The sequence below is a fragment of the Nonomuraea sp. NPDC050404 genome (assembly GCF_040655495.1).
In the GTDB taxonomy this organism is placed as follows: Bacteria; Actinomycetota; Actinomycetes; order Streptosporangiales; family Streptosporangiaceae; genus Nonomuraea.
Genome location: NZ_JBFAKB010000011.1, coordinates 318,027 through 336,652, shown reverse-complemented (window position 1 = coordinate 336,652; position 18,626 = coordinate 318,027). Strand labels below are relative to the sequence as shown.

Below are 18,626 nucleotides of genomic sequence, written 5' to 3'. Positions count from 1 at the left end.
AGGGACGACAGAATGGGCGGATGACTGCCGATGATCAACCACCGGTCGGCCCGTTCGAGGAACGGCTGTGGGCCGCGCACCGGGACGGGCAGCAGGCGTTGTGCCTGAGCCTACTGCGCGAGGCCGACCTGGCGCTGCCGATCACGGCCGGCGCGGCGGCGGACGGCAGGGCCGCCTGGGCGACGGCCGGCGACGCGGGCCGTACCTGGGTGCTGGCCTACACCTCCGTCGAGGCGATGCGGCTGGCCACCGGCGGCGTCGCCACGCACTGCAGGGTCGCCTCGATGACGGAGCTGGCCGCCGGATGGCCGGACCCGCGCTGGGGGCTGGCGGTCAACGCCGGGCTGCGGGTGGCGTTCATGCTGGATCCCGGTACGGTGGCCCGCCTGGCGGTGCCCACGCTGGTCCAGGACCTCCGGCTCGACCCCGAGTCCGGCGTGCCCGTGATGCAGAAGCCGCTCGCCGCCGAAGATCTCCCGGAGTTGCTGGCGGCGCGGGAGCCGAGGGTGTCCGGCTACTGCCACCACGCGCTGGACGTCTCGCACATCGCCACGCCGGCGGTGCTCGCCGCCGCGCTGGGCCGCCCGGAGCTCCTGACCGGCGGCGGCTCGCTGAACCTCCTGCGCTGGCGCCCCGCCGGCCTCGGCCTCTACCGCACCCCGTACGGAGGCACGGACGAGGAGGGCCGGCAGGCCGTGGCGGGCTGGGTGGTCGAGGAGCCGCCGTTCGTCGGGATGGGGCTGGTGCCCAGCGTCGACACCATCATCCGCGAGTACAAGGTGTACGGCGTGGGCCTGCCCCACGGCGCCGAGATCTGGGAGCTCACCATCGAGGGAACCGAGCACCGCCGGGCCATCTACCACGGCGACCTGCGCCGCTGGCTGCTGGTGGGCAGGACGTCATGACGGCCTGGCACGGCTACCGGGCCCGCTGGCGGGGCGCCGACCACCCGGCCGCCCCCGAGCCGCACGTCCTCGAACTGTGGGTACGCCTGCGCAGCGCCGAACCGCTGGACGGCTTCGAGGAGGTCGAGCCGGGCTGCCACGTGCGCACCGTTCCCGCGTCCGAGTGCGAGTCGGTGCACTTCGTCACCGTCGTGTGCACCTGGCGCGGCCAGCCGTTCCAGGTGCACGACGAGCGGAACGGGTCGTTGCTGCTGGAGTACCTGGGCGGGTCGGTGCTCACCGCGCGGGAGCTGGGGCTGGAGCGGGTCGAGCGGGGCGTGTACCGGTGCTGGGTGCCACGGGGCGAGGTGGGCGAGCTGCGCGAGGAGGCGGTGCTCATTACCTAGAAGAAAAATCGGGATGTTTCTGGGCAAAGACTTGTTTCCTGGTGTTCATGTGACGGAAACTTACCCTTTAGGCAGGTGTGGCGTAACAGGCTATGTCGCGAGGGGGGCATGGAGTCACCGGAACGGCCCGACGTGGCGGGGATGCAGGCGTACGCCGACGAACTGCGTGACATGTTCGGCCGGCTGCAGGACGAGGGCGTTGAGCTGCACGCCAGGGCGAAGGCGGTCCAGGCGACCGAGACCTCGCGCGACGGCCTGGTGTCGGTGACCGTCGGGGCGCGCGGCGACCTCGTACGGATCGACCTCGACCCGCGCATCTACCGGCGCCCCGACGCGCGCGGTCTGGCCGACACGATCGCGGAGACCGCGCGGCGGGCCGCCGCCACGGCGCAGGAACGCGTCACGGAGATCTTCGCGTCCGTGATCCCCCCGGAGGACTTCAAGGCGCACGTCGAGGGAGACGTGGAAGCCGTCCTGGCCCGCCTCGCCGACCAGATGGGAGGCGAAAGGTGAACAACCGGTGGCAGGGCACGTACGCCTCCAAAATCCTCGCGGAGCGGGGCATCTCCGCGTGGTCCACCATGGCCGATGAGTTCGAACGCACGCTGCCGAAGCTGACGGCCGAGGTCGAGGCGTGCCTGTCGGCCGCGCCGTGGGGCAGCGACGCCGAGGGCGAGGCCTTCCGCGCGGCGCACTTCTCGGGCGGCGGCGGGCCCAACGACATGCTCGAACAGTGCGGCCGGCTGGCCAAGGAGATCATCGACGCGGGTGACCGCGTGCGTACCGCCATCGACAACACCCGCCAGACGGACGCCGACATCAGGCACGATCTGGCGACCGGCCTGGTCCGCGAAGTCTGAGGCACGGCGCGTGACGAACACGGGCGGCATCGAGGTCCAGGGCCCCGGCGGGCAGGCCAGCCGGCAGGACATCGTCAGGATCGACACCGACATCCGTCCGGTCTGGGAGACCGAGGCACTGCCCGGCTGGGTGGTCCACTGGCTCATCCCGATGTTGTCCGCCGGCCAGAAGTGGACGAACGCCAGCGAGAGCGGGGTGTCGAAGCTGGCGCAGGCCTACGTTGCGCTGGGCGACGCCACCGCCGGCCCCACCGAGCCCGCCGGCTCGGCCGCCCGCACGATCGTGACCGGCTGGCAGGCCCCCGCCACGGGCGACTTCGTCGTCAGGGCGCGCAAGCTGTTCGGCGAGGAGGCCGGCCTGGCCGGCGTGACGAAGAACGCGCGCGCGTACGCGCAGCAGGCCAGCAACTTCGCCGTCGAGACCCAGTACACCAAGCTGTCCATCAACGTGGCCTTCTGGGTGACGGTCATCGCCATCGGCATCGCCATCGTCGTCTCCTTCTTCAGCGCCGGGACCTCCACCGCGCTGGTGGGCCCGTACGCGGCCGCCGCGCGCGCGGCCATGAGCCGGCTCCTCGCCCGCCTCGCCGCGGTGGCCGGGCGCCAGGCCGGCGCGACCGGCCTGGCCAGGGTGACCACGCTCAGCGGCGCCACCGGGCGCGGCGCGATCAACCAGCTGCTGGCCTCGGCGGCGGGCAGGGAGCTCATGAAAGAGCTCCCTGAGGAGATCGGCGAGGAGTTCTTCATCGACTGGGCGGCCCAGAAGCAGCAGATCGACATGGGCACCAGGAAGGAGTGGGACTGGCAGAAGTCCTCGGCGGCCATCGTCGGCGCGGGCACCGGCGCGGTCGTCGGCACCCGCCTGGCCGGTCCCGTCTCCCGCGTCACCGGACGCGTGCCCGGCTTCGCGGGCCGCGCCCTGACGACCGGCCTGACCAACACGATCGCCTCGCCGGCGGGCAGCTTCATCGCCAACGGGATGGTGTACGGGCAGTGGCAGAACCCGTTCACGGCGGACTCGCTGATGGGCGGGTTCCTCGGAGGCGCGGGGCGTACGGGGAGCATCAGCCCGTTCAACCCCGACGTCGCGGCGGCGCTGATCCACCCGACGAGCACGCTCGCCGCCGCCTACGACGCCGCCGCGCAGACGGACGCGTCCCGCGCGGCCGGCCCCGGCGGTCCCGGCGGCCCGGCCTCTCCCCAGGGCAGTCCGACGGGCCCGGACGGCAACGGCCCCGTCGCACCCGCGACCGCACGCACCCCCGACCCGTCCACGGTCCCCGCCCCGCGCACCTCGGCCACCACCTCGGCCACCGCCCCGGCCTCGGGCCCCGGGCAGGCGACCAGGCCCGGCACGGCCCTGCCGGACCTGGACCCGTCCTCGCCGCGCCGCAGCACCACCAGCCCGGAAACCGTCAGCGCACCGGCCCCCGACGAGGACCGCGACCAACAGCCGAACACCGCGACGCACCCCACCCCCGCGCCCCAGAGCACCGACGCCGCGCCCCAGAGCACCGCCCCAACGCCGCAGAGCACCAACGGCACCCCTCAGGACACCGGCGCGGCACCCCAGCGCGCCGACACCACGCCCCAAGCCACGGCCCCCACGTCCCAGAACGCCGACAGCGCCGCTCAGGCCACCACCGCCTCCCCGCAGAGCACCGACAGCACACCGCAGAGCACCAACGGCGCACCGCAGGACACCAGCGGCGCACCGCAGAGCGCCAACGCAGCGCCGCAGGACACCAACGCAGCGCCGCAGGGCCCGGACGCCGCCACTGCGCCCTCCGAGGGCGACGCCACAGGCCGGCCGTCGCAGGTCGCGGGCGACCCGGCGCAGACGAGCGCAGCCTCGCCACTGACAGCCGAAAGCACCACCCGCACGAGCGACGCTCCAGCGCGCACGGCAGACGGCACGACCCCTACGGGAGTCGGTCCGGCGCGCACAGCCGACGGCAGCACGCAGGCCGGCGCCACGCAGACCGGCAGCGCCCCGGCGCAGGCGGCCGACGGTCCGACGGCCGCGACCGGCGTCTCCGCGCAGGCGGGCCAAGGTCCGGCGCGCAAGGGCGACACCAGTTCGCCCGCCTCCGCCTCCGCCTCGCCCGCCTCGTCTTCACCCGCTGCCGCCTCGCCCGCTTCCGCCGCGCCGGACTCCCCACCCCCGGCGGCGCGGGCCACGCCACCGGTCAGGGCGCGGTTGGCGCTGATGGACGCCCTCGGTGTGAACTTCCCCGGCGCGGTGGTCGGCCCCAACGGCGACCTGATCGTCCCGACCGCCGACGGCGACCGCGTCATCACCGCCGCCACCATGACCCGCATCCGCGCGATCCTCGACATGCGCGCCACAGAGCTCCACAACCAGGCGGACCTGGAGGTGGAAGCGGCCTCCCTGCTCCTGGTGGCGGTGGCCGACGACTCCCTCTCGTCCGCGATCCAGACCGGCCCGGCCCAGGACACCGCCGCCCAGAACAGCCCGGCCCAGGACACGACCCCCGCCCCGGCACACACCAGCAGACCCGGCACGGTCACCTCGCGTCAGATCCCCGGCACCAGGTACGTCAACGACACCCGCCAGGGCCCCGACCTCACCACCGACGAGGCCAAGGCCGCCACAGCCGACCTGCGCCCGGACCACTTCCGCAACGCCAACGAGGACGTACAGGACCTGACCTGGTCCCAGGACGGCAGGACCCTGGTGGTGCGCACCCGGACCGGCGGCACCCAGCACTTCCGCCCCGTCATAGGCGGCCTCGACCGGAACCTGATGGCCAGGACCCACCTCAGGGCGGGCACGGCCGACGACCCGCACGTGGTCCACCTCGCCCCCCGGATGGCGAACGACCAGCTCCCGAGGGTCTGGCTGCACGAGATCACCGACACCCTGCAACGCCTGGCGGCCGGCGACGGAACGCGCAGGCGGGGCATCCTCAGGAGGATGTTGCCGGGTGGCGGCCGTCCGGCGCGCGACGACTGCGTACCGGCCAGGCGCAACGAACTGGCCTACCTCACCGAGCAGTGGCGGCGCGCCGCCACGCTGCCCGAGCAGCGCCGGCTCGCCGTGGACATCGACGGCGTCAGACGTGAACTGATCCGGCACGGCGACACTCCACCGCCACCCCCCTGGGCGCCGGCGCCGGACGAACGCCGGACAAACGCGCCCGCCGTGCCGGGCGCGCAAGCGTCCGCGGACGACGTACGGTCCGTCATCGCGTCTCTGGAAAGGGCCGAGCAGGCGCTCAAGCAGCGGGTGAAGGCCAAGGAGGCGAGCGCGAAAAAGGCGGGCGAGCAGGAGGCCGAGTCGCGCCGCACGGCACGCAGCACCGTGAGCCGCCGCGACAGCGGCGCGGCCGAACGAGCCCGCAAGGCCGAGAAGGAGGCCGACGGCCACCGGGACACCCGGGAAAGGCACACCGAGGTCGCCAAGGCGTACGCGGCCGCGCTGGCGGAGGCCACCGAGGCCAGGCGGGCCTACGAACGGCTGCTGTCCGCGATCGAGCAGTCCGCCACGCCCGCGCGGCCGGGTCAGGTGAGCATGGCCGACATCGCCAGGTCGCTGACGCCCGCGGCCACGGCCGCGCACGAGCGTTTCCTGGACGCGCTGCGCCGGGCGCTGCCCCAGGACATCGCGCTGTCCGCCGCCATGCCCGCCGGCCGGCTGGCCCACATCGGCGCGCTCACGAGCGCGGTCAACGACCTGCTGGCACGCAACGGGGCCAACGCCCGCTTCACCACCGACGGCCTGGAGCGGGCGCTGCGCGCGGACTTCCCCAAGGCCGTGTCCGATGACGGCGTGGTGCTCTCGGTCGGGGAGGGCAGGTCGGCCGCCGAGGTACGGATCAAGCTGACCCTCTCCGACCTGGTCGAGATCCTCGACCCGGCCATCGGGGCGTCGGAGATGATGACCGGCTTCTTCACCCAGGCGGACCGGACGACCACCGCCACGGAGGCGCACACCGCCGGCGCGCCGGTGGGCTTCGACACCAGGGTGCTGACGCGGATGGCGCCGGACACCGCGTGGCTGCACGTCATGGGGGAGCTGGTCGGCGTAGGCGTCGGGGTCTCCGCCGGGCGCAACTGGTCGGACTCGGGCGGCGGCGGCACCTACGCCCAGGTCGGCGCGGTCTCCGACAACCGCGGCGAGTCGGTACGCTTCGACGCCGCCGCCACCTGGACGGCCGAGATCCGCACCGGCCGGGACCAGCAGTGGCGCGGCGCCACCACGGTGAACTCGGGCGCGCCGGGGGACGTCTCCTCTCAGGGGTTGTGGGTCGGGCACTCCCACCTCGCGCAGCCGCCGCGCTGGCACACCGTCATCGACGAGGGCAAGCGCGACCCCGAGATGCCCACCCACGTCCTCACCGGCATGACCGGACTGGAGGAGGCCCTCGACGCCCTGGCGGCCCGGCTCGGCGGCGAGTTCACTCAGATCGGCTCGAACGGCCACCGCCACCTGCGCAGATTCGTCACCCAGGAGCTGCCGATCGACCTGCGGGCCGCGGCCAACGGCGGGCTGGAGCGGGTGCTGGCCGCGCGCGGCGAGCCGGACGTCACGATCAGGGTCAAGAGCGAGGTCGTGCGGGTCATGGCCGAGCCGGTCGGCGCGCCGAGCGACGCCAAGTGGCGCGAGGAGGTGCTGGTCGACTTCGCCGCCTCGCCCGGCGGGACGTCGTCCGGGGGCTCGGTGGAGGTGAACGCCTCCGCCGGGGTGAACCATCCGGCGCTGCAGGACGTGGACGTCTTCGGCGACCTGGGCGACTACGCGCCGAACCTGGCGCCCAGGGTCAAGGGCAGCAGGTCGGCGTCGCAGTCGTACTCGTCGACGGCCAACGGGCAGGCCATCGACGTGAGCGTGCACCGGGCCACCGATCCCGAGCAGAGCTACCGGCTGGTGGTGCGGCACACGTTCACGGTGAGCAGGCCCGGCGAGCGGCCCGTCACGCTGCCGACCTTCGAGTCCACGGCGCTGGTGTCCATGGCGGAACGGGCCGCCTACCGTTTCGGCCTGCCGGTCGACGAGAACGCGCTGCTCGGGTTCGACGGCGACGGCAATCCCGTGATGCGCGGCGACGTACGGCCGGAGGAGATCAAGGGACGCAAGCCCGAACTGCCGGAGTGGCTCGGCGACGGGCCCGGCCAGATGCGCGGCGCGGGCCCGGCCCTGGTGAAGCAGATCACCGGGCTGGACGGGGTCACCGACGAGGTGCTGGGCCGGCTCGCCAAGCTCGGCGTCGTGCCGGAGATCGTGGACGGCGTCCCCCAGTACGACGACAACAAGCTCGTACGCGCCAGCCAGCTGCTGAACGAGCAGGAGATCGTCACCCAGCTGTCCGAACGCCGCCAGCGCGCCGGCTACGACCAGCTCGCGCTGGACGAGGGCATCCACGTCAACCTGGTGCTGCACGGCCGCAACAGCGCCTCGGAGAACTACACCGTCCGCATCGCGATCCAGCAGCACTTCGGCAACCGCGGCACCTACATCGGGCGGACCGACTGGGAGGCCTTGGCCAAGCTCGACATCGGCACCGACACCTCCGCCCGCGCCATCACCAGGACCAGGACGTACGCGGGCAACCCGTCGGGAAGCGAGAGCGAAGGCCCCGGCGCGGGCCAGGACGGGCTGTCGCACGAGACGGGACTCAACGCCGGCGCCAACCAGGCCCGCACGGCCGGCTCCAACACCGGCAGCACCGTCAACATCGTGACCCTCTCGGAGAGCACCGGGCCGCTCGCCCTCTTTCGCGTGGACCACACCCTGACCGTGGACCTGCTGCGGGACGGTAAGACGACGAGCCTGCTGGACCAGCCCCGGTCGGGCAGCGCCATCCTCGCCATGGCCGCCGAGTTCCTGCCCTCCACCGGCCCCAGCCACCAGGGCTCGGTGGGCAGGCCGGGTAAGAGCCTGCTCAGCCGGGCCACGCTCCTGCATCTGGACGTGCCCGGGGTGATGGACGCCGCGCGGCGGGTGCTGCCCGGGGCCATGCGGCCGGACTCGCCCGCGTTCCACCACTTCGCGGCCTTCCTCAACCCGCGCAACCTCCTGTCCCACCCCGAGCTGCTCTCGGCGCCGATCACCACCGACGTCGCCGTCCGCCCGCAGGGGGTCGCGGCCACGCGGGCCGGGCTGTCGGTGACGGGGGAGATGAGCCAGGCGAGCGTCGTCAGCGTCATCGACCATGTGACCGGGCGCATCATCTTCGGCCTGGGGAGCGCCGGCGTGTCCTGGGGCGGCTCGTCAGGACACTCGATCGGCGCCTCGTTCGGCGCCGGCAACGTCGATGACGGCGGCGACGCCAGCGACACCGGCGACTCCAGCGACAGCGGCAAGCTGTCACTGCCGTCGCGCTCGGGCGGCAGCTCGACCACGACCTCCCACCTGGACATCTGGGGCACGGAAGAGCTGACGATCGAGACCGGCCGCCAGTACCTCCTGCGCGGCGACCTCGACCTCACGCTCACGGGCACGCAACAACTGGCGGGCGCGCTCCCGCTGCCCTCGGGCGGCCCGGAGTCCGTCCGGGGCGCCGCGCTGTTCTCGATCCCCGAGTACGACGCGCTGCGCCTGTACGCCGACGGCGAGCTCTCCCTGCCGCTGCCCCTGGTCGCCGACGCGGTCGAACGTTTCCGCAACGGCGACCTGACCCTCGACAGGAGCCTGGCAGTCCCCCTGACCCAGACCTACGTCAAGGCCCTGACCAAGGCGAAGAAACAGGGCGAGGAAACCGGGGTCGGCGCGCAGCACAACCCCAAGGCGCTGCTCAAGGCGCTGAACAAGGTGGCGGACCTCGGCGTCGCCACCGACCAGGCCCGGGGCAAGAACCCCCTGCGGCGGCTGAACGCGGTGCTGAGCTCCGCCGCGAAGCTGATCGAGCGCGCCAGGAACGTCGTGGTGTCCCCGCAGCACGAGAACACCATGGGCCTGAGCGTGGTGGAGTCGTTCGGCCTGACCGACGCCAAGGGTGAGAACGTCGCCCTGCTGGACGCCGTGATGAAGGCCGTCAACGACAAGGTGCCGGGGGCGGAGAAGAACACGCCGACCCTGCGCAGGGAGATGAGCGTGGACTTCGCCGACGACCGCGGCAACATCCACCTCACCGACATGTGGTCGCCCCGCGGGTTCGAGAAGAGCTACCACGTGCACGACGGCGCGCGCAGCGAGCAGGCCGGGGTGCTCACCGTACGGGCGCGCCTGGTGCCCCACGAGGGAGCCGACCCGCGTGCGGGCGAGTTCCTCGGCCACATCAAGCACGCCGGCATCATCATCCAGTTCTACCGCTACGGCGAGGACGGGCACGTGGTGGCGTACGTCGGCAGCTACTCGGCCGGCGCCGACCACAGCGGCACGGAGGGCCAGGACGGCGAGGGCGCCGGCGTCTCGACCGACCGCAGCCGCAACTACTCGGCCGGCACCAACGAGCAGGGCACCCGGCTGCAGCGCATCGCCATGTTCAACGGCCTCGACCGGGTCGCGCAGCAGATGAGACTGGTCATCGAGGTCGAGCACCGGCCCGCCAGGACAAGGGACCTGCCCGGTCCCGTCGCCCGTCCGGTGACCGCGGTCCGCAACGTGGCCGCGCGGCCGGCCTCGGCGATCCGCGCGGCGGCCGCCCGCGTGCGGGGCGGCTCCCGCACCATCCCCGGCTCCCACGGCTACGACGTCAGGCTCGTGCGCCGCATGCCCCCCGGCATGATCCGCCCGGCGGGCGAGGACCCCGGGTACGTCGCCAGCGTGCCCGACCCCCGCACCGCCGAACTCCACCCCGGCTTCTTCCCCGCGTCCCTGCGGCAGGAGCCGGGCAGGCCCTCGCTGCTCGACGTCGTCACCGGCCAGTTGTCGAAGATGCTGGGCTCGAACACGATCAGGGAACGCCAGGCGGAGCTGGTCGCACGGCTGTCCCGATCCGCGCTGCTGGCCGGCTTCGAGCGGATGTCCCAGCCGGACGGCGACGTCGTACGGGTGAGCAGGCAGAAGTTCAAGGACCAGGGCGCCGACGTCACGATCAAGGCGCGCCTGTCGGATGTCACGGTCGTGGCCGGGCCGTTCGACGCCGAGAAGGGGCAGGTGGACAGGAAGGCCGACGCCCAGAACGTGTCCGTCTCCCGCGGGCGTGTGCTGCCGCTGGGCGTCAGCGTCAATCAGAAGGACGCCACGACGGGCGTGGACATCGGTGTGAAGGCCGGGGAGCAGACGTCGGAGAGCGTCAACGACCACCACAGCGTGCGCCGTGAGCGGAGCGTGTTCGAGAGCGGGAAGGCGTACATCGTACGGCTCCGGGTGGACTACGACCTGAGCTTCCAGTACATGGCGCGGCGGCGGGACGGCGACGAGAAGCCCGTCGGAGCCCCTGTCAACATGCCGGGCGCCTCGGCAGGCTCGGTGGACGTCGTCATGTTCGGCGAGGAGATCGAGGAGCTGCGGTCCCGGATGGACTCGGGGGTGCGGCTCGCGCCCTCCCCGGAGAACCTGCCCACGTTCCGGCACGTGCCCCCCACGGGCCACGAAGGGCTGATCGAGACCCTGCGCGAGGCCCGCATGGCCGCCCGCGAACGCGGGGAGATCGCCCTGGTCACCATCCGGGAGGCCGACGGCGTGCACCGCTACCGCGCCCACCCCGACGGCACCCTGCGCAGCGAGAGCCCCGACGGCGGCTTCGCCGAGGCGTTCGCCACGCTCCCGCCCGCCCTCCTCGACGCCGCCGAGCAGCAGAACCTGCCCCTGCGGGACATCCACCTGAACTCCCTGACCCCCGGCACCTTCGCCGACCAGGTCACGGCCGAACTGGTGGCCAGGAACGCGCTCCCGGCCGCCCCGCCCGCCCCGGTCTGGGGCGCCACCGCCGAGACGCCCCAGCAGTCGTCGCCGGCGGGCGGCAACTTCTCCACCGGGGTGACGCCGCCGTCGGCGACCTCCCCGGAGATCTCCGGCACGCCGTTCGACGCCGCCGCCCGCGCCGACGGGACGCCCGGCCTGACGATCGAGGAGGTACGCGGCCAGGACGTGTCGCCGGCCGACTTCGGCGGCGCGGTGGCCGACGTGCGCTGGACCGCCGGCGACCGGCTCCTCATCCAGCTCCCCGCCGCCCCCGACCAGCACGTCCGGGTCATGGTGGCGGACCCCGGCGACGGGCTCACCGGCCGCAGCGAACTGCGTTCCGGCACCCCCGAGGACCCGCACGTGGTGCGGATCGGGCCGCGCGTGGATCCGCTCGTCGTCTCCTCCGTGCTGGTGCACGAGATCTCGCACCTCACCCAGGAGGGCGCGGCGGCGCGGGCCGGAGCGCCCGGTCAGGGGGTGGTCAGGGCGTCGTTGTCGCCGGACCAGGCGGAGGGCACCGACCATTGCCTGCTGCCGCGGATGGACGAGCACGCGCACCTGACGCGCAAGTGGCATGCGGCGACGGATCCGCAGGCGCGGGAGCGGCTCGCCGAGGCGATCGACGCGATCGCCGCCGACCTCGAACGCCGCGGCCACACCCCGCCCCGCGCACCGTGGGAAGCCACCGACCTCCGGCGGAGCCACCCGAACTCCGAGGCGGGTCGGGGGCTCGACCGGCTCCACGCGCTGCTCGGCGCGTTGTCCGAGGCGTCGGCCCCCCGGCAGCGCAACTCTCTCGCCTCGGTACTGAACGGGGAGCCCGCCACTGCCGGGCCGCTCGCCTCCGCGCTCGGCGGCGGCCGGAATTCGGTCCGGTCGCTCACCGCCGAACTACGCGCCGAAGCCGGGAAGGCGGGCCTCGCCCCCGGACAGCCGGGAGCCGCGGCCAGGACGGCGGAGCTGGTACGGGCGGGCGAGCTGACCCCCGGGCAGGTCGAGGCGCTGCGCGGCCCGGCGCCGCTGCCGGAGACCGCCGCCGCCAGGGCCGTGGAGCGCGCCGCCGCCCTCATGGGAGGCCGGGGCCGCCCGATCGGTCCCGGCCTGGTCGGCATCGAGATCCCCGGCCACCCGCCCATCACCGTCGAGATCCGCCCGCCCGGCTCCGGCCCGGCTGCACAGGAGAGCGGTGTGGTGACGTACCAGATGGACGGCCACGGCACGGTCGGCGCGAATGAGCGGGCCGCGGCCGCCACCGCCGCGGGAGCCGTCGCGCGGGCGCTGGGCCTGCCGGTCGGCGATCACCGGACGCTGGCCGAGCTGCATGAGGCCGTGCGCCAGGTCAGGGCCGCCACCCCCGCGCAGCGCCCGGCCCGGCTGGGCGTCCTGCACGACCTGGCCATCGCCGCCCCCGGCCGTCTCATCCCCGCGCCGCTGGCCGCCGACCTGGCCACCCTGCTGGCAGGGCCGCGCCCGGGTGCCCGCCACGCGTACTGGAAGCGCATGCGCACCCTCAGCGACGGCACCGGCTGGCTCCCGCCCGAGGAGGAGTGCCCGTGCCCCGCGGACCTGCCGTGCGTGTGCGGTGGCCGGGCCGACCCCGTCCCCGGCCCTCGCCAGGCACCCGACACGGTAGCGGGCACGAGGCAGGGCGAGGTGCGGGCATGATAGGAAACCCGAGGAGAGGACGGTCATGACCTTCGCGGTAGCACGGACGAGGGATGAGGCGCATCTCTACCTCGACCTGCACCCATGCGTGTGCGGCTCGGTGGACACCACCTGGGACAGCGGCCTGGTCAGCGTGGAGGGCGGGCTCGCCAGCCGCTACTCCGGCGCTTGCGGGGCGTGCGGCAGCCCGCGTGAATACCTGTTCGGCCTGCCGGAGCGGCCCGTGGTGCCCGCGGGCTATCCGACGTTCGGGGGCGAGGAGCCGTCGCAACTGCTGGACGCGGGGGAGTGGTTGTGGGTGGCCGACCTGACGGCGGGAAACGTGCCGGCGGACGACGCGGCCGAGGCCCGTCGCACGCTGTCGGTGGCCACCGCCGCCGTCGAGGAGGCCGTGAAGTTCATCCCGCCCGGTGCGGACGAGGTGCCGGGCGACGGGTTCTGGTCGCAGCGCGGGCAGGAGATGCGGGCCGCCGAGCCGGGCCGGTTCCAGCTCGACCGGCTGCTGATCGTCCGCGACACCTACCGGGACCTGGCGGCACAACATGCCTGAGCGCGGCGTGGCGCGCTGCCTCGTGGAGGCGTACGTCTACCTCGACCTGGTGGCCTCCGGCGGGTCCGAGCACGCGCTGGTCATCGACGAGCCGGACGGCTGGGTGGTGCGGGCGGACGACACCGAGGTGTTCGTCCCGCACGACGCCGAGGAGGCCGCCGAACACCAGGGCGCGACGTTCGGCACGGGCCTGTCCGAACTGCTCGACCCCGGCCAGTGGATGCTGATCGGCACCACGTACGCGACCAGGGCCCTTGAGGGCGGCCTGTTCTACGCCGCCGACCCGTCGGGACCCGAGCAGTACGAGGCCGTCGCCGCCGACTGGAGCTTCGCCGCGGAGGCCATGGCCGAGGCGCTGAAGTTCCTGCCGGGCGACGCCGCCGAGATCCCGCCCGAGGAGTTCTGGACGGAGATGGGCAGGGCGGCGCGCGAGGCGGAGCCGGGCCGCTTCACCAGGCGGAAACTGGAGAGCGACCTGGCCTTCTACCGGCAGAGCCTGGCCGACTTCCAGCGGCTGCACGCCGAGGACGAGGCCCGCTGACCCACCGCGCCGCGAGGCGGGTCAGCGAGGAAGTAACTCCCTGGCGTCAGAAGCGGCGGCACTGGCCTTCCTTGTCGCCCTTCACGGAGTTCTTGCCGCCGGTCACCTTCGAGCGGTTGTCCTCGCACTCGAGGTTGCCCTTGACGGAGTTGCGGTGCACCTGCAGGCCCTTGCGGTTGTCGGAGAGCTGGATGTTGCCGTCCACCCTGTTGCCGTTGACGCGCAGGTAGCTCCGGTTGTCCTCAAGCTGGATGTCGCCGTCCACGCGGGTCGAGGTGACCGTGACGCCGCCGCTGTCCTTCACCTGGATGTTGCCGTCCACCTTCGAGCCCTTGGTGACCGAGACCGAGCGGGCGCCCTCCGCCTGGATGTCGCCGTCAACCCGGACGTCGCGCGCCACGAGGGTCGCCCCCGAGCCGACCTTGACGTTGCCCTCCACGCGGGTGCCAAGCAGGGTGCAGGTGGCGCCCTTGGGCACGCGCACGTCGTCAACACCGGCGCCGCGGATCGTGCCCGCGCAGGTGCGCGTGTCGGCCGCGGCGGCGGGGGCGGTCATGGCCAGGGTGCCCATCACGGTGCCGAGGACGGCGCCGGCGAGGGTCATCCGGATCACGTTCATGTCGTGCCTTTCTTCAGGTGCCGGTGCGGGTCGTCCGCCCCGGTCATGAAGAAAGCTTCTCGACCGGCCGTGGCTGCCACGTGAGAAGGACATTAGGGACTTCTCATCTGAATTGTCGCTCTAGTGACGATTCAGGCGAGCGTGATGAGTCAGGCGAGCGTGATGAGGACGTCGTGGTGCCCGGTCAGCGTGGCGGGCACGAAGCCGGCCGCGCGCCCGTCCAGGCGGACCTCGCGCACCGCCGCGCCGCCGCCCGCCACGGTGACGCGCAGGGTCATGTCGCGGTAGCGCAGGCCGTTCAGCGACGTCTCACCCCAGGTCGCCGGTACGGAAGGGGAGAAGCGCAGGCCGTCGGGCCCGAACCTGATCCCGAACAGCCCGTGGTGCACCAGGCCCAGCAGGGTCGTGGCCGACCAGGTCTGGTCCGGCTCCGACGGCCACCGCCTGCCCTGCTGCCAGCCGCCGTCGGGCAGGCCGGTGGTCGCGTTGTAGACCTCGTACAGGCCGGCGTCGCCGAACAGCGCGACCAGATCGTCCAGCGTCTCGTGGAAGCGCTCGTGGTGGCCGAGAGCCGCCATCGCGTCGCCCCACACGCCCATCACCATCGGCCAGCAGATCGCGTTGTGCCGGCCGGGCCGCTCGGGGCCGTAGCGCTCGAAGTGCGGCCACACGCTGACCATGCCGCGCGGCTCGCGGTGCGCGCGGGCGGCGACGAGCGCGGCCCGCCGCTCGTCCGCCACCCCGAACAGGATCGCCATGGCCAGCCCCAGCGTCTCCTCATGGGGGTCCAGGCGGCCGTCGCCGTCCAGGAAGTACCCGTACAGCCCGGCCTCCTCGCGCCACAACCACCGGTTCACCGCGTCCGCCGTGAGGCGCTCCCGCTCCAGGTGCGGCCGGGCGTCCTCGCCCAGCGCGGCCGCCATCCGCGCCAGCGCCCGGTGCGCGCCGGTGTAGACGGCATTGGTGGACAGGCACATGATCGAGTGCGCCCCCGGATAGTCCAGCACGAAGCTGGAGGCGATGCCGGGGTCGTTGGGCGGCTGCGGGTAGCCGGAGATGCCGTCCTGCATGACCGCGCCGCCTCGATAGAGCCCGTACCTCTCGTCGAACCGCTCGCCGTCCAGCACCTCCATCGTGGCCGCGGCGATCGGGTACGCGCGCGCCAGGAACTCCCGATCGCCGGTCACCAGCACGTGGTGCCAGGCGGCGACGGCCCAGATGATCTGGTCCCACCACTGGTCGTCCTGCTGGACGAGCTTGTCCTCGGTGACGGCCATCAGGGTGTCGCGGGCGGCGCCGGGGGACAGCAGGCTGGCCGCGTACCAGGCGTTGATCGAGGCATCCCTGGTCCACGGCGTCGGATAGCCGCCGCCGGCCCTGATGAGGCCGCCGACGGTGTTGGTGTGCAGCAGGTTGCGCAGCGCGGCCTCGTAGACCGTGACCAGGGCGGGGGAGGAGCAGGTCAGCTCGGGCATATGAGTCACCTCCCGGTATTACCCGATCACGGCGGATCCGAGCGCCCGGGCGTGGAACCGGCGCACGATGTCGGGATGCCGTCATAATTGAACGGCGGAACACGGCCCCCTGAAAACCGAGTATTCCTACTCAACATATGGGAAAATGGGAGCATGAGCCTGGACGAGATGCGCGCGTCGAGCGCCCGTGCCGACACCCCGCTGACCGCCGCCATCCTGGCCGGCCGGTGGGTCAGGTCGGCCGCCGTCGACGACGAGCACGGACGGCGGTGGCTGGCCAATCCCGACGCACGTGGAGAGTCGGCCGTCACCCCGCAACCCTGGTCCCTGTACTCGGGCGCGGCCGGGATCGTGCTGTTCTTCCTCGAACTGGCCGCCGCCACCGGGCACGAGGCGTACCTGGAAGAGGCTCGGGCCGGCGCCCGCAGGCTCGCCGCCACCTGGCGCGAGCAGGACGACCTCACCCTCTACAACGGGCTGACCGGCGTCATGATCGCGCTCATGGAGGCCGGCTGGGCGCTCGGTGAGGGGGAGTTCGAGTCCGAGGCCGCCGCGATCGCCGACCTGATCGTGCGCCGCGGGGAGCGGGGCGGCGAGGGGGTGACGTGGTCGCGGGACCCGGCGCAGCGCGGCGAGGGCGGCATCATCCTCGGCCTGCTGCGCGCCGCCACCCACCTCGGCGTGCCGGCCTACGAGGAAGCGGCGGTCGAGGCGGGCCTGCGCGTCGCCCGCCTGCCCGTGCCGGGCCACCGCTTCGGCGACTGCGCCGACCTGCCGGTGGACGCCGTCACCCCGGGCTTCCTGGCCGGTACGTCCGGCACGGCGTACCTGCTGGCCCGCCTGTACGGGCTGACCGGCGAGAAGCGTTTCCTGCACGGCGCGCGCAGCGGCGCCGCCTTCGTCCGCGAGGTCAGCGTCGTGACCGGGAACTGCGCGGTCGTCCCGCACCACGTGCCGCACGCCCGCAGCCTGCACTACCTCGGGTTCTGCTCCGGCTCGGCGGGCGTGGCCAGGATGTTCTACGAGTTGTACCGGGTGGCGGGCGACCCCGGTGACCTGCAGTGGGCGGAGCGTCTGGCGTTCGGGATCGTGCGCAGCGGCGTGCCGGCGCGCCGTACCGAGGGCTACTGGAACGTCGCCTGCCAGTGTTGCGGCACGGCCGGCATGATCGAGCTGTTCGTCGGCCTGTGGGCCGCGACCGGCGAGCAGTCCCACCTGCACTACGCCCGCACGCTCGCCGCCGACCTGATCGGCCGCGCCACCGACCCCGACGGCCGGGGCTACCGCTGGTACCAGGCCTACCGGCGGCTGCGTCCCGGTGAGGTGACGGCCGACACCGGCTACATGGTGGGCGCGGCCGGCATCGGCGCGGCCCTGCTGCACCTGGACGCCGCCGCCCGCGCCGACGACCCGCGCCGCGTCATCCTCCTGCCCGACAACCCCTTCCCCGCCATCCCGCTGCCCGCCTCCGCCCTGCGCTGACCGCCGGCCGCTACGCGCGGGCGGGGTCCATCACGTCGATGACACGCAGGAACGACGCCTCGCCGTGCCCCAGCCCCATCGCGCGGCGTCCCAGCCCCTCGGCCGCCCGCATCACACCGGAGTCGATGCCGTGCGCCTCGGCGGCCGCGACGATGTGCGTCATGGACGACACCGCCGAGCTGAGCGGGTTGCCCTCCCCGGAGAACTCCTTCTCGTCCACGTCCTGGACGGCCCCGTCGATGAGGAGCGGCAGCAGCGCCGCGATGCCCTTGGCGAACGGCGCCAGCTCCCGCGCCGAGATGCCCTCCGCCCGCGCCACGGCCAGCGCGTGCGCGTAGCCCGCCATCGAGGTCCAGAACAGGTCGAGCAGCGCGATGTCGAAGGAGGCCGCGCGCCCGATGTCCGCGCCGAGGTGGGTGTGGCTGCCGCCGAGCGCGTCCAGCACGGGCCGGTGCTCGGCGTAGAGCTCCTCGGGGCCGCTGTGCAGGAACACCGCGTGCGGCGTGCCGATGGTCGTGGTCGGCGTCATGATGGCGCCGTCCAGGTAGGCGATGCCGTGCCCGGCCGCCCACTGTGCGGTGTCCCTGGCCCGTCCCGGGGTGTCGGCGGTCAGGTTGACCAGTGTGCGGCCCTTGAGCGCGGCGGCCACCTCCTCGCGGCGCACGATGGTGTCCGCCGCGTCGTAGTTCACCACGCAGAGCACGCTCAGCGGGCTCGCGGCGACCGCCGCCTCCGCCGTCGGGGCGCCGCTCGCGCCCTTCGCGACGAGGTCGCGGTCCCTGCCCGGGGTCCGGTTCCAGACCGTGACCCGCAGCCCGGCCTCCAGGAAGGCCCCGGCCAGTGCCCGGCCCATCGGGCCCAGCCCGAGCACGGTGACGGCAGACTGTTCGTTGTACGAGGGCATGCCTCAACTCCTCAGCAAGGGTGAATGAACAATGACGCGCAGCCGGGCACAGGACCCGAACGTGTGCGGTGTGACCGCCGCGATCGCCGTGATCGACGGCAAGTGGAAGACCGTCCTGCTCTGGCTCCTGGAGTCGGGCCCGCACCGTCCCGGCGAGCTGCTGCGGCGGTTGCCGGGGCTCAGCGAGAAGGTGCTGACTCAGACGCTGCGGGAGATGGAGGGCGACGGCCTGGTCCACCGGCAGGTGTACGACGTGCTTCCGCTGAAGACGGAGTACTCCCTGACGGAGTTCGGCCGCGAGCTGACGGTGGCGCTGGCGCCCCTGTCGGACTGGGGCCACCGCCGCCTGCGAATGCTGGCCTCCTGACACCTCCCCGGTGGTCGTGGCGGCCCTCCGACCGCCACGACCAAGCTTTGTCCCGGC

At 73.3% G+C, this 18,626-nt stretch carries 12 protein-coding genes; 9 read left to right on the top strand and 3 right to left on the bottom strand.

Features of this window, described 5'->3' with window-relative positions; all coding sequences use genetic code 11:
- The first annotated feature begins 20 nt into the window (after positions 1 to 20).
- The 7 genes from AB0I81_RS30760 (at position 21) to AB0I81_RS30730 (ending at position 13,722) form a co-directional block, all read left to right on the top strand.
- A complete protein-coding gene (locus tag AB0I81_RS30760) occupies positions 21 to 905 on the top strand; it encodes an SseB family protein (protein ID WP_360663480.1) in 885 nt (294 codons plus the stop codon).
- Positions 902 to 1,291, top strand: a complete 390-nt coding sequence (locus tag AB0I81_RS30755) for a hypothetical protein (RefSeq protein WP_360663479.1) — start codon at positions 902 to 904, stop codon at positions 1,289 to 1,291. Before AB0I81_RS30760 ends, AB0I81_RS30755 begins: the two co-directional genes overlap by 4 nt.
- A 108-nt stretch (positions 1,292 to 1,399) precedes the next feature.
- A complete protein-coding gene (locus tag AB0I81_RS30750) occupies positions 1,400 to 1,804 on the top strand; it encodes a YbaB/EbfC family nucleoid-associated protein (protein ID WP_360663477.1) in 405 nt (134 codons plus the stop codon).
- Positions 1,801 to 2,151, top strand: coding sequence for a hypothetical protein (locus AB0I81_RS30745; RefSeq protein ID WP_360663475.1), 351 nt, complete (start codon positions 1,801 to 1,803; stop codon positions 2,149 to 2,151). The genes AB0I81_RS30750 and AB0I81_RS30745 overlap by 4 nt, the downstream gene beginning before the upstream one ends.
- Before the next feature lie 10 nt (positions 2,152 to 2,161).
- Complete coding sequence (locus AB0I81_RS30740; RefSeq protein ID WP_360663474.1) at positions 2,162 to 12,631, top strand: hypothetical protein; 10,470 nt, start codon at positions 2,162 to 2,164, stop codon at positions 12,629 to 12,631.
- A 25-nt stretch (positions 12,632 to 12,656) separates the two neighbouring features.
- Positions 12,657 to 13,181 carry a hypothetical protein gene (locus AB0I81_RS30735; RefSeq protein ID WP_360663472.1) on the top strand — a complete coding sequence of 175 codons (525 nt, stop codon included), beginning with the start codon at positions 12,657 to 12,659 and terminating at the stop codon, positions 13,179 to 13,181.
- Entirely contained in the window at positions 13,174 to 13,722 is a 549-nt protein-coding gene (locus AB0I81_RS30730) for a hypothetical protein (protein WP_360663470.1), read from the top strand. Before AB0I81_RS30735 ends, AB0I81_RS30730 begins: the two co-directional genes overlap by 8 nt.
- A gap of 46 nt (positions 13,723 to 13,768) precedes the next feature.
- Here the strand turns inward: AB0I81_RS30730 and AB0I81_RS30725 are convergent, their stop codons facing one another.
- Both AB0I81_RS30725 and AB0I81_RS30720 read right to left on the bottom strand, forming a co-directional pair.
- Positions 13,769 to 14,341, bottom strand: a complete 573-nt coding sequence (locus AB0I81_RS30725; protein WP_360663468.1) for a hypothetical protein — start codon at positions 14,339 to 14,341, stop codon at positions 13,769 to 13,771.
- Positions 14,342 to 14,490: 149 nt separating this feature from the next.
- Positions 14,491 to 15,816, bottom strand: a complete 1,326-nt coding sequence (locus tag AB0I81_RS30720; protein WP_360663466.1) for a glycosyl hydrolase family 65 protein — start codon at positions 15,814 to 15,816, stop codon at positions 14,491 to 14,493.
- A gap of 153 nt (positions 15,817 to 15,969) precedes the next feature.
- On the opposite strand from AB0I81_RS30720, the gene AB0I81_RS30715 reads away from it, so the two are divergent.
- The gene (locus AB0I81_RS30715) at positions 15,970 to 17,298 is read left to right on the top strand and encodes a lanthionine synthetase LanC family protein (RefSeq protein WP_360663464.1); all 1,329 of its coding nucleotides are present in this window, start codon (positions 15,970 to 15,972) and stop codon (positions 17,296 to 17,298) included.
- 10 nt (positions 17,299 to 17,308) lie between these two features.
- Here the strand turns inward: AB0I81_RS30715 and AB0I81_RS30710 are convergent, their stop codons facing one another.
- Positions 17,309 to 18,202 (bottom strand): NAD(P)-binding domain-containing protein, encoded by an 894-nt coding sequence (locus tag AB0I81_RS30710; RefSeq protein WP_360663462.1) that lies wholly within the window; start codon positions 18,200 to 18,202, stop codon positions 17,309 to 17,311.
- Between the two features lie 31 nt (positions 18,203 to 18,233).
- On the opposite strand from AB0I81_RS30710, the gene AB0I81_RS30705 reads away from it, so the two are divergent.
- The gene (locus AB0I81_RS30705; RefSeq protein ID WP_360663460.1) at positions 18,234 to 18,569 is read left to right on the top strand and encodes a helix-turn-helix domain-containing protein; all 336 of its coding nucleotides are present in this window, start codon (positions 18,234 to 18,236) and stop codon (positions 18,567 to 18,569) included.
- Positions 18,570 to 18,626: the final 57 nt, after the last annotated feature.